Raw genomic sequence first — 12,822 nt, forward strand, 5'->3', positions numbered from 1 at the left:
GCGCTTGCGCATTTGTTCTTTAAAACTATTAGGTCCAAAGTATTCAAATTTTTTCTTTTAGGATGAAAAAAAATGGTTCTTCTTGCATAATAAAGATAGAATTTGTAGGTGGATGGAGGTCCAAAAATGCTGCACGGAAAAAAAATTCTATTATGTGTGACTGGAGGCATTGCTGTTTATAAAGCAGCTGCTTTAACTAGTAAGCTTACTCAGGCAGGTGCAGATGTGAAAGTTATATTAAGTGAATCCGCTGAGAAGTTTGTTGCACCGTTAACATTTCAGTCATTATCAAGAAATGATGTCTATACAGATACATTTGATGAAAAAGATTCAAAGGTGATTGCTCATATTGATCTCGCAGATTGGGCTGATTTAATTTTAGTGGCTCCGGCAACTGCCAATGTGATCGGAAAGCTGGCAAACGGCATTGCCGATAATATGATCTCAACTACACTCTTAGCTGCCACTGCACCAGTGTGGATAGCACCAGCAATGAATGTTCATATGTACAGTCATCCTGCTGTTCAGAAAAATATTTCGACTTTACATAGCTTCGGTTACCAGTTTATTGAACCTGGTGAGGGCTATCTTGCTTGCGGCTATGTTGGAAAAGGCAGATTAGAAGAGCCGGAGAAAATCACGGAGAATATAATGAGTTTTTTCCAAACTAGCGAGACAAATTTTTCTGGAAAAAAAATAGTCATAACAGCTGGGCCCACAAGAGAAAAAATAGATCCAGTAAGATATATTACAAATCATTCCTCAGGAAAAATGGGCTATGCCATTGCAGAGGAAGCAGTCCGAACAGGAGCTGAGGTTGTGCTAATTTCAGGTCCTGTATCATTACAGGCACCAAAAGGTGTAAGACTAATTAATGTGGAAAGCGCAGAAGAAATGTATCATGCGGTAATGAAGGAATATACGAATGCTCATGTCGTGATAAAAACGGCTGCTGTCGCTGATTATCGTCCAAAAATAATCCATGAACATAAAGTGAAGAAACAGCCTGGAGAACAAGCGTTAGAACTTGAAAGGACTAAGGATATTCTTTATGAGCTTGGAAAAGAGAAGAAAGATCAAATCCTAATTGGCTTTGCAGCGGAGACAGAACATGTTGCCGAATATGCTCAAATAAAATTAATGAAAAAAAATGCCGATATGATCGTGGCGAATAATGTGAAATCTGATGGAGCAGGTTTTGGAACAGATACAAATATTGTTACGTTAATTAAACGTAATGGTGTATCTATTGAGCTTCCATTAATGTCAAAGAAGGAAGTAGCAGTAAAAATTCTTGAAGAGGCAGCTAATTTATTAAGGGATGAGCTCCAATGAACATTGCAAGTATTGTTGTCGATGTTCCAGCAAGACAAATTGATAAACCTTTTGATTACCTAATACCAGATCATTTAATTGGGGTAATCCAACCTGGTATGAGAGTGATCGTCCCTTTTGGTCCAAGAAAAATACAAGGATTTGTAACTGGATTAAAGGAAACATCTGATTACAAACAATTAAAAGCACTAATTGAACCAATGGATTTAACACCTGTGCTAAATAATGAACTATTAGCATTAGGAGACTGGCTTACTGAAACTACTCTCTGCTATAAGATTTCTGCCTACCAAGTCATGATTCCACCCGCTCTAAAAGCAAAATATGAAAAAAAGCTTAAATTATCAAGCACGGCAAATCTTGAAGAATTGCCATTTGATATACAATCGATTTTCAATAATCAAGATACTGTTTCTTGGGAGGAAGCTGTAAAACTAAGCAGCTTGTCATTTCTCCAAAAGGAAGCAGCAGAAGGAAATATTGAAATCCAATATATAGTGAAAGATAGAGTGAAGAAGAAGAAGCTAAAAGCTATTTATTCCTTGCTAAGTAAAGAGCAATTATCTTTTGAAAAAGAAAATTTGCCAGCACATGTCGTAAAACAAAAAAAAGTCATAGACTTCTTTTTACATTCGGATTCACCCGTAGAAATGCGTGAACTTCTATCTGCTTTAGGAGTCACCACTTCTGTTATTAAAGGATTAATTCAGAAAAAAATATTAGCTGAAATGGAAATAGAAGTGTACCGAGATCCTTATGAAGACAGAAATTTCACAAGAACAGAGCCTTTGCCGCTTACAGAGGATCAAGAAAATTCGATAAGGCCTATTCTAGCTTCTATTGAGGAAAATAAGAATGAAACCTTTTTACTTTACGGTGTGACTGGGAGCGGCAAGACTGAGGTTTATTTGCAATCCATACAAAAGGTTCTTCAGGATGGGAAGGAAGCGATAGTCCTTGTTCCTGAAATTTCCTTGACTCCGCAAATGGTTAGAAGATTTAAAGGGAGATTTGGTGATCAAGTTGCGGTACTTCATAGCGGACTTTCAGTTGGAGAAAAATATGATGAATGGAGAAAAATTCAAAGACAGGAAGTTAAAGTAGTGGTTGGAGCAAGATCGGCCATTTTTGCTCCATTTCAAAACCTCGGCATCATTATTATCGATGAAGAGCATGAAACCAGCTATAAACAAGAAGAAAATCCAAAATATCATGCACGCGATGTCGCGATACAAAGGTCCATAAAGCATAATTGTCCAGTCGTTCTCGGGAGTGCAACTCCATCACTTGATTCCTATGCAAGAGCACAAAAAGGCGTGTACAAGCTTTTAGCAATGCCAAAAAGGATGAATAACCAATCTCTCCCTGCTGTGGAAATCATTGATATGCGAGAAGAGTTGAGAGATGGAAACCGCTCCATGTTTTCTCGGACACTTCTTGAAAAAATAAAGGATAGATTAGAAAAAAAGGAACAAATCGTCCTATTTTTAAACAAAAGAGGTCATTCGTCATTCGTCATGTGTAGAGACTGCGGCTATGTTGTAAATTGTCATAATTGCGATATATCTCTAACCTATCATCGTTTTAATCAGCTTATGAAATGTCATTATTGCGGCTATGAGGCAGCCGCACCGAAACATTGCCCTGAATGTAATAGTGAGCATATTCGATATTTTGGAACAGGAACACAAAAGGTAGAAGAAGAGCTTTCGAAAATTTTGCCCGAAGCAAAAGTAATTCGGATGGATGTAGATACGACAAGTCGAAAAGGTTCTCATGAAAAACTTTTAGATCAATTTCAGGAAGGACAAGCGGATATCCTTCTAGGAACACAAATGATTGCGAAAGGTCTTGATTTTCCAAATATTACATTAGTAGGAGTACTGTCTGCGGACACTATGCTTCATCTGCCTGACTTTCGTTCTTCAGAGAAAACCTTCCAATTACTAACACAAGTCAGTGGACGTGCTGGGAGACACGAACTTGAAGGGGAGGTAGTTATCCAAACCTATACTCCCGAACATTATAGTGTTGAGTTAGCTGGAGAGCAAGATTACCGCAAGTTTTATGCACAAGAAATGATCGTAAGAAAAATTCATAAGTACCCGCCCTTTTATTATATTTCTTTAATCACAGTCAGCCACGAAGAATTGTTAAAGGCTGTTTCCGTCACAGAAAAGATTACTGCTTATATACAATCCAAGCTTTCAAAGGATTCGATTTGTTTAGGGCCTGTTGCTTCGCCTATTCCTAGGATAAATAATAGATACAGATATCAGTGCTTGATAAAATACAAACGGGAACCTGAGCTTAACAAGTCTTTAAAGAAGATGCTTGATAACTATCAGCAAGAAATAATTTCCGGCGGACTTCAAATTTCTGTAGATGTGAATCCCTTTATTCTTATGTAGGGAAAACTCGATGTATTGTTATGAAGAAATAGAAATTGGTTGAAAATAGAAAAAGTGAATCTTCAATCAGTTGGGGTCCTAGAGCCAGTTATTTTACGATAAATAAAGAAGTCATTGGAGGAAATAGATTGTCAGTTAGAAAAATCGTCACCTATCCTGCAGAGATATTAGAGATAGAGTGTAAACCTGTTAAAATATTTGATAAAAAGCTTACAAAAATTTTAAACGATATGTATGATACAATGATTGAATTTGATGGAGTTGGCCTTGCTGCCCCACAGATTGGCCTCGATCAGCAAATAGCAATCGTTGATATTGATGATGAACATGGAACGATCGAAATGATTAATCCTGAAATACTAGAAACAAGCGGAGAGCAAATAGGACCTGAAGGCTGCTTAAGTTTCCCAGGATTGTATGGGGAAGTAAATAGACCTTTTTATGTGAAAATAAAAGCGCAAGATCGAAAAGGAAAACTCTATATCTTTGAAGCGGAAGATTTTTTAGCAAGGGCTATATTACATGAGATTGATCATCTTCATGGAGTTCTATTTACATCGAAAGTAAGCAGATATTTAGAAGAATCCGAAGTGGAAGGAGAGGAGATCGAATGACAAAAATTATTTTTATGGGAACGCCTGATTTTTCTGTCCCTGTCCTTCAGCAAATTCTGAAAGATGGTTATGAAGTAATTGCCGTTGTAACTCAACCAGATCGACCAGTGGGAAGGAAAAGGATATTAACACCACCTCCTGTTAAAGTAGAGGCAAAAAAGCATGGAATTCCTGTTTATCAGCCGGAAAAAATCCGGGTAAAAGAAGATCTTTACGAGATTCTAGCTTTAAACGCGGATTTAATTGTAACAGCGGCATTCGGTCAAATTTTACCGAAAGAGCTGCTAGAGTCTCCGAAATATGGATGCATTAATGTTCACGCCTCCTTGCTTCCAGAACTTAGAGGCGGAGCACCGATTCATTATTCGATCATTCAGGGAAAAGAAAAGACGGGTATTACAATCATGTATATGGCAGAGAAGCTAGATGCAGGAGATATATTAACTCAAGTAGAAGTGCCTATAGTTGAGACCGATACAGTTGGTACCCTTCACGATAAGTTAAGTGAAGCAGGTTCCAAACTCTTATCAGAAACTTTGCCTAAGTTGCTGAATGGTCAATTGAAATCAATACCACAAAATGATGCAGATGCAACTTTTGCTTCAAATATTAAAAGAGAGCAAGAAAAAATTGACTGGATTAAATCAGGTGAGGAAATCTATAACCATGTACGTGGCTTAAACCCTTGGCCGGTTGCTTATACAATATTAAACGATACAGTAATAAAGGTATGGTGGACTGAAAAAGTAAATAGTGACTCACAAGAGCCTCCAGGAACAATTATTAAAATTGAAGATCAAGCTCTTATTGTTTCAACCGGCAATAGCACGGCGATAAAAATATTAGAGCTTCAACCATCTGGAAAGAAGAAAATGACAGCTGAGCAATTTTTACGAGGTGCTGGCTCTCAAGTATCCGTTGGGGAACGATTTGGTGAAGGCCAATGAAAATGGAAAAGAAGAAGAACGTCCGTGAAACAGCAATGGACTTATTAGAATCAATTGAAAAAAATCAGTCATACAGTAATCTTCTACTTAATACTGCCATTAATAAAAACAAAATTAATCAGAAGGATATCGGATTACTGACTGAGCTAACGTATGGAACATTACAGAGAAGAATGAGCCTTGACTACTTCCTAAAGCCCTTTTTACGAGATAATAAAAAAATTGAAAGCTGGGTTATTCAATTATTACGTCTTACTTTATATCAAATGATTTATTTAGATAAAATCCCTGATCGGGCGGCAATTTATGAGGCTGTTGAAATTGCAAAAAGCCGTGGCCATAGAGGGATTTCTGGAATGGTCAATGGCATTCTCCGAAATATCCAAAGACAGGGTCTACCTTCAATAGAAGATGTAAAAGACCCGAATGAAAAGCTTGCTATAGCAACGAGCCATCAATTATGGCTCGTTAATAGATGGGTAAATCAGCTTGGATTTGAAAAAACGAAGCAAATGTGTGAGCTCAATTTAACGGCGCCTTTGCAGACAGCAAGAGTAAATGAAGCTAAGACAACTGTAGCAAATTGCTTAAAATTTTTAGAAGAAGAAGGTTTTCAGGTTGAGCAAAGCCAAGTGATTCCTGAAGCAATTAAATGCTATCGAGGAAATCTTGCCAATTCAAATGTATTTAAAGAAGGACTAATTACCATTCAGGATGAAAGTTCAATGCTTTCTGCATATGCATTGGGTGTTACTGAAAATGACAGGGTTTTAGATGCGTGTGCGGCGCCAGGTGGTAAATCAACACATATTGCAGAGAAACTTCATAATACTGGTCAAGTCATATCCCTTGATTTGCATGAACACAAAGTTAAGCTCATTAATGAAAATGCAGCAAGATTGGGCTTAACCAATATAAAAGCCTCAGCACTAGACAGTCGAAAGGTACAAGAACGCTTTGAAAAGGAATCTTTTGACCGTATTTTATTAGATGCTCCTTGCTCTGGGCTTGGCGTTATGCGAAGAAAACCAGATATGAAATATACAAAAAAAGAAGAAGATGTAACTCAGCTTGCAAAGGTTCAAAGGAACTTATTAATGGCAGTTTCCCCTTTATTAAAAAAAGGTGGTATTCTAGTTTATAGTACTTGTACTATAGATAGAGAAGAAAACCATGATATTGTGAAAGAGTTCCTTAGTGAGAATGGTGAGTTTGAAGGGGATTCTTCCTTAAAAGAAAGAATGCCGAATGCGATTCGGCCGCTAATAAATGATTATGATCTTCAAATATTGCCACAGGATTTTGGATCGGATGGGTTTTATATAGCCTGTCTAAGAAAGAAGGGGTAATGAATGGAACAAGCATCGACTACGAAAAAAAAAAACACAGATCAAAAACCGTCCATTTATTCTTTACAGCTGAATGAGTTAAAAGACTGGCTAGTAGAAATGAATGAAAAGGCGTTCCGAGCAGAGCAAATTTTTGACTGGTTGTATACGAAAAGGATTTCATCCTTTGACGAAATGACAAATCTTTCAAAAGGGTTAAGAGAGCTGCTAGAAAAGTCTTTTTCATTAACAACATTGAAAACACTTATTCAGCAGCAGTCTTCAGATGGAACAATAAAATTTTTATTTGAACTCCACGATGGCTTTTCGATTGAAACCGTTTTAATGAGACATGAATATGGAAACTCTGTATGTGTTACGACACAGGTAGGCTGCAGAATTGGCTGTACGTTTTGTGCATCTACTTTAGGCGGCTTGAAGAGAAACTTAGAGGCAGGAGAAATTGTTGCACAGGTCGTAAAAGTACAACAAGCACTTGACGAAACAAATGAGCGCGTAAGTTCAATCGTGATTATGGGTATTGGCGAGCCGTTTGATAATTATGATCAAATGCTTTCATTTTTGAAAATTGTTAATCATGACAAAGGCTTAAATATTGGTGCAAGACATATCACTGTTTCCACAAGCGGCATTATTCCAAAAATTTATCAATTTGCAGATGAAAATTTACAAATAAATTTTGCTCTATCTCTTCATGCACCAAATTCAGAGCTAAGAAGTCGGCTCATGCCTATTAACAGAGCATATAAGCTGCCAGATTTAATGGAGGCTATTCGCTACTATGTGAATAAAACAGGCAGACGCGTCAGCTTTGAATACGGTCTTTTCGGAGGTGTAAATGATCAAGTTGAGCATGCCGAAGAGTTAGCAAAGTTAGTTAAAGGGATAAAATGCCATATTAACTTAATTCCCGTTAATTATGTACCAGAAAGAGATTATGTAAGAACACCGAAGGAACAGATTTTCAAATTTGAAAAAACCTTAAAAAAATACGGCGTTAATGTAACGATTCGCAGAGAGCAAGGTCATGATATTGATGCAGCATGTGGACAACTTCGTGCGAAGGAGCGAAAAGAGGAGACGAGGTAACGATATGAAAGCTGTTTTTAAAACAGACCGGGGCAGAATTCGTCAACATAATGAAGATAGTGGTGGAATTTTTCTAAATCGCAGCGGTCAGCGCCTTGCCATTGTTGCAGATGGCATGGGCGGTCACCGTGCAGGTGATGTTGCTAGTGAAATGGCATTATCCAATTTGCAAAAGATATGGGCAGAAACAGAAGAGATTAAAACAGCAGATGAAGCAGAAGAATGGCTAAAAATTAATATAGAAAAAGGGAATACAGCTCTCTATGAACATGCAAAAACGACAACTGAATGTGAAGGGATGGGCACAACACTTGTTGCTGCCATTTGTACGAATCTTTTTGTAAGCATTGCAAATATTGGGGATAGTCGCTGTTATATCCTTAATGAAAATGGCTTTCAGCAATTGACGGAGGATCATTCTCTTGTTAATGAACTAGTTCGTTCAGGGCAGATATCAAAGGAAGATGCTGAACATCATCCAATGAAAAATGTTGTTTTACGAGCATTAGGGACAGAAATGACAGTAAATATGGATCTTAAAACAATTATTTTTGAAGACGAAGATTTATTATTACTATGCTCTGATGGTCTTTCCAATAAAGTTCAGGAAATAGAAATGATAGAAATTCTTAAAAGTAATCAAAGCTTGGAAGAAAAAGCATCTACACTCATAGAACTCGCGAATAATAATGGTGGCGAGGATAACATAACAATTGTCATCGTCGAATACTTAAATAGTGATTCAGGTGATCGCGTATGATGATAGGAAAAAGAATTAGCGGCAGATATAAAATTCTTGAAACTATCGGCGGCGGGGGCATGGCTAATGTATATTTAGCCCATGATATGATTCTTGATCGTGATGTAGCTCTTAAGATGCTTCGGCTTGATTTTGCAAATGATGAAGAATTTATTCGTCGCTTTCATCGTGAAGCCCAATCGGCGACTAGTCTTGCGCACCCGAATATTGTAAGTATTTACGATGTTGGCGAGGAAGATTCTATTTATTATATTGTCATGGAATATGTTGAAGGTCAGACATTAAAACAATACATACAACAAGAAAGCCCTATTAGAGTAGAAAATGTTATCGAAATTATGAAGCAGTTGACATCAGCAATCGCACATGCACACCAAAATCATATTATTCATCGGGATATTAAACCACATAATATATTAATAGATCGACATGGTAATGTAAAAATCACTGATTTTGGAATTGCGATGGCTATGAGTGCAACGAGTATTACACAAACAAATTCAGTATTAGGTTCTGTTCATTATTTGTCACCAGAGCAAGCAAGAGGCGGAATGGCTAATCGAAAGTCTGATATTTATTCATTAGGGATTGTTATGTTTGAACTTCTTACTGGCAGACTGCCCTTTTCTGGAGAATCAGCTGTTTCGATAGCTTTGAAGCATTTACAGTCGGAAACACCTTCTTTAAGAAGATGGAATCCATCCATTCCGCAAAGTGTAGAAAATATTGTGTTCAAAGCAACGGCCAAGGATCCATTTCATCGATATAATAATGCCGAAGAAATGGAAGAAGATTTAAGTACTGCATTGGAGCCTGAACGCATAAATGAAGAAAGATTTTTGATTCCTGTCGACAATGATGCGACGAAAGCCATTCCGATTATTACAAATGAGCATCAGTTTCAAAATTTGGATGAAACAGTCGTCCACGGCAAAGAAGGAAAACAAGAAAATAATAAAATAAAACCAAACCAACCAAAGGAAAAGAAAAAAAGAAAAAAATGGCCGATCATATTAGTATCTACTTTTTTTGGTTTAATTCTTTTTGGCATACTTGCGATTACTGTCCTGCCAGATATATTTGGGCCAAAAGATGTTTTAGTACCGGAAGTAACAGGTAAAGAAATCGATAAAGCGATTGCGGAATTAGAAGCTAAAGGTTTTAAGGTCAATGAAACAATACGATTGACTGATGAGGAAGTGGAAAAAGGATTCGTCATTAAGACTAATCCTAAAGCAGGTAAAACCGTGAAAGAAGGCTCCAATATCGATATATATGAAAGCTTAGGTAAGGAAGAGTTTGAGCTTTCAAATTATGTAGGACAACAATACGATGTAGTCTTCCGATTGTTAGATAAGGAAAAATTCAAGGTTACTAAGAAGGAATTAAATAACGAAACGGTAGGACCTGGAACGATAATCGAGCAAAGCATCTTAGCAGGAGAATCTGTTATTCCTGAGGAAACGGAAATTGTGTTAACGGTTAGTAAAGGCCCAGCACCGATTACATTGAAAGATTTAAAGGGAAATAATAAGAAAGGCTTGGAAGTATATGAGGAATCAACTGGTTTATTCATTGAAATAGCAGAGGATTATTCTAATGAAGTTCCAGAAGGTCTTGTGATTAGCCAAACTCCTTCTCCAGGAGCCCAATTAGTTAGAGGAGATAAAGTAAGGGTTGTTCTTTCTAAAGGTAAAAAGGAAATACCGCCTAAAACTGTTCCTAAGGAAATATTTGTGCCGTATGAACCTACTGAAGATGGACAACCACAGGAAGTACAAATTTATATTGGTGATATGGAAAGAGATATGGATGATCCTTTTCTAACTGAGTATATTACCGAAAATAAGACGTTTAGAATTGAATTGCGGATTGCACACGGACAAAAAGCTGTTTATCAAGTAAGAAGAGACAATACAATTATTGATCAACAAGTAGTGGAATAAATGTTCACTATGACTAAGATCAAAAAAACGATAGTAAGGAGTGTTGCTATGCCTGAGGGCAAAATCATAAAGGCATTAAGCGGTTTTTATTATGTATTAAGTGGGAAGGAAACTGTCCAGTGCCGTGGACGAGGGGTTTTTCGGAAAAATAAAGTGACCCCTCTAGTCGGTGACGAGGTTGTTTTTCAAGCGGAAAATGATAAAGAAGGCTATATTTTAGAAGTGAAAGACCGAAAAAATGAACTTGTTCGTCCGCCTATCGCAAATGTAGATCAGGCTATACTTGTTTTTTCAGCAGTAGAACCAGATTTCAGTACAGCACTACTTGATCGGTTTCTTGTATTGGTAGAATTTAATCATATTAAGCCTATTATCTGCATCACGAAAATAGATTTAACAAATTGTGATCAATATAAGGAAATTCAATCTTATGCTGATGATTACCGAAAGGCAGGCTATGAAGTATTATTAACTTCTTCTGAAACAGAAGAGGGCATTAAAGATTTATACCCCTTTTTGGAAGGGGAAATTTCTGTTTTTGCAGGACAATCGGGGGTTGGGAAATCTTCTTTACTTAATGTTTTAAGACCTGATTTGTGCTTGCGAACAAACGATATTTCTTCTCATTTAGGCCGAGGAAAACATACGACAAGACATGTTGAACTAATTAAAGTTGGAAACGGTTATGTTGCGGATACTCCCGGTTTTAGCTCTCTTGAATTTATTGATATTGAAATGGAAGATTTAAATTTTTGCTTTCCGGATATTCAAAGAAAAAGCGAGGAATGCAAATTTAGGGGCTGTCTTCATATGGCAGAACCCAAATGTGCGGTGAAGGATGCTATACAGAATCAAGAAATACCTAGCTATAGATATGAGCACTATAAATCATTTTTACAAGAAATTAAAGATAGAAAGCCGAGGTATTAAATATGGTGAAGATTGCACCATCGATTTTATCTGCTGATTTTTCCAAGCTTGGTGAGGAAATTAAAGATGTGGAAAAAGGAGGAGCGGATTATATTCATGTGGATGTAATGGACGGCCATTTTGTTCCGAATATTACGATTGGGCCACTTATTGTTGAAGCCATTCGACCGGTAACGAAGCTTCCGTTAGATGTCCATCTAATGATCGAAAATCCTGATCAATATATTGAAGCATTTGCAAAAGCTGGAGCAGATTATATTACTGTTCATGTTGAAGCCTGCCGTCATTTACACCGGACAATTCATCTTATAAAATCCTTTGGTGTGAAGGCTGGTGTGGTCTTAAATCCAGCAACTTCTGTAAGTACAATTGAGCATGTCATAGATGATATTGATATGGTGTTACTCATGACTGTCAATCCAGGCTTTGGCGGCCAAAAATTTATCTCATCTGTTCTGCCAAAAATAACAGCAGTGAAAGAAATGGCAGATGCAAAAGGCTTAGATATAGAAATTGAAGTAGATGGCGGTGTTAATGAAAAAACGGCTAAGCTATGCATTGAAGCTGGTGCAAATGTGCTTGTTGCTGGCTCTGCTGTATATAATCAACAAGATCGAGCAAAAGCCATCGCTGCCATAAGAGGCAATACTATAGTTAAATAACAAGAAGTCAGCGGGGGTTCCCTGCTGACTTTCTTTAGCTAATTGGAAGTTAAGATTATTAACGCACTAAAGCAATGTGTGTTTTCAATAAAATATCCAAGTTTTTCTAATAAATTGGAGGTTGTTATGAATATTAATATACTAGCTGGCGGCCCAACAGATTTGCTGCCTAATCTTTCAAATTACCGATCAATTGATGACATTTGGGTAGGAGTTGATAAGGGTGTTCTTACACTTCTCTCCCATAAGATACAGCCTGCCGTCGCATTTGGAGATTTTGATTCAGTCACTGAAGATGAATTGGAAATAATCAAAGAAAATATAAAGGAATTAAAGAAATTTATTCCAGAAAAAGATGAAACAGACATGGAATTAGCTTTAAACTGGTCATTAAAACAGGAAGTTGATTTAATTCGTATTTTTGGCGCAACTGGAGGAAGACTCGACCATTTTTTTGCCAATATACACTTGCTAATAAAACCAATACTGGCGAGAAAAATGATCCAAATTGAAGTAATTGATCAAAAAAATATAGTGTATTTAAAAGGACCAGGAAAGTTTTCAATCATGAAAAACCCTCAACTTAAATATATTTCTTTCATCCCAATAACAATGGAAGTAGAAAACCTTACATTATTAGGTTTTAAATATCCTCTAAATGATAGGAATATTCCATTAGGGTCAACATTATGTATTAGTAATGAACTTATTAATGATTATGGGAATTTTTCATTTTCCAAAGGCATAATAATGGTTGTAAGAAGTAATGATTAAGTTTC

At 36.9% G+C, this 12,822-nt stretch carries 11 protein-coding genes; all 11 read left to right on the top strand.

Annotated features, from left to right (window positions below; all coding sequences use genetic code 11):
- Positions 1-126: 126 nt before the first annotated feature.
- The 11 genes from coaBC (at position 127) to KHA94_RS02970 (ending at position 12,817) form a co-directional block, all read left to right on the top strand.
- Positions 127-1,335, top strand: coding sequence for a bifunctional phosphopantothenoylcysteine decarboxylase/phosphopantothenate--cysteine ligase CoaBC (gene coaBC, locus KHA94_RS02920; RefSeq protein ID WP_213100641.1), 1,209 nt, complete (start codon positions 127-129; stop codon positions 1,333-1,335).
- Positions 1,332-3,746, top strand: coding sequence for a primosomal protein N' (gene priA, locus KHA94_RS02925; RefSeq protein ID WP_213100642.1), 2,415 nt, complete (start codon positions 1,332-1,334; stop codon positions 3,744-3,746). The genes coaBC and priA overlap by 4 nt, the downstream gene beginning before the upstream one ends.
- Before the next feature lie 128 nt (positions 3,747-3,874).
- Complete coding sequence (gene def, locus KHA94_RS02930) at positions 3,875-4,360, top strand: peptide deformylase (protein ID WP_213100643.1); 486 nt, start codon at positions 3,875-3,877, stop codon at positions 4,358-4,360.
- On the top strand, positions 4,357-5,307 hold the full coding sequence (gene fmt / locus KHA94_RS02935; protein ID WP_213100644.1) for a methionyl-tRNA formyltransferase: 951 nt from the start codon (positions 4,357-4,359) through the stop codon (positions 5,305-5,307). Before def ends, fmt begins: the two co-directional genes overlap by 4 nt.
- Before the next feature lie 2 nt (positions 5,308-5,309).
- Positions 5,310-6,656, top strand: coding sequence for a 16S rRNA (cytosine(967)-C(5))-methyltransferase RsmB (rsmB, locus tag KHA94_RS02940; RefSeq protein ID WP_213101270.1), 1,347 nt, complete (start codon positions 5,310-5,312; stop codon positions 6,654-6,656).
- Between the two features lie 3 nt (positions 6,657-6,659).
- Entirely contained in the window at positions 6,660-7,745 is a 1,086-nt protein-coding gene (rlmN, locus tag KHA94_RS02945) for a dual-specificity RNA methyltransferase RlmN (RefSeq protein WP_213100645.1), read from the top strand.
- Between the two features lie 4 nt (positions 7,746-7,749).
- Positions 7,750-8,505, top strand: coding sequence for a Stp1/IreP family PP2C-type Ser/Thr phosphatase (locus KHA94_RS02950; RefSeq protein WP_213100646.1), 756 nt, complete (start codon positions 7,750-7,752; stop codon positions 8,503-8,505).
- Positions 8,502-10,451, top strand: coding sequence for a Stk1 family PASTA domain-containing Ser/Thr kinase (pknB, locus tag KHA94_RS02955; RefSeq protein ID WP_213100647.1), 1,950 nt, complete (start codon positions 8,502-8,504; stop codon positions 10,449-10,451). Before KHA94_RS02950 ends, pknB begins: the two co-directional genes overlap by 4 nt.
- Before the next feature lie 48 nt (positions 10,452-10,499).
- Positions 10,500-11,381: a ribosome small subunit-dependent GTPase A gene (rsgA, locus tag KHA94_RS02960; RefSeq protein WP_213100648.1), complete on the top strand. Its 882-nt coding sequence runs from the start codon at positions 10,500-10,502 to the stop codon at positions 11,379-11,381.
- 2 nt (positions 11,382-11,383) lie between these two features.
- On the top strand, positions 11,384-12,043 hold the full coding sequence (rpe, locus tag KHA94_RS02965; RefSeq protein WP_213100649.1) for a ribulose-phosphate 3-epimerase: 660 nt from the start codon (positions 11,384-11,386) through the stop codon (positions 12,041-12,043).
- A 126-nt stretch (positions 12,044-12,169) separates the two neighbouring features.
- Positions 12,170-12,817 (top strand): thiamine diphosphokinase, encoded by a 648-nt coding sequence (locus KHA94_RS02970; protein ID WP_213100650.1) that lies wholly within the window; start codon positions 12,170-12,172, stop codon positions 12,815-12,817.
- Positions 12,818-12,822: the final 5 nt, after the last annotated feature.

The organism is Cytobacillus citreus (assembly GCF_018343665.1).
GTDB classification, from domain to species: domain Bacteria; phylum Bacillota; class Bacilli; order Bacillales; family Cytobacillaceae; genus Cytobacillus; species Cytobacillus citreus.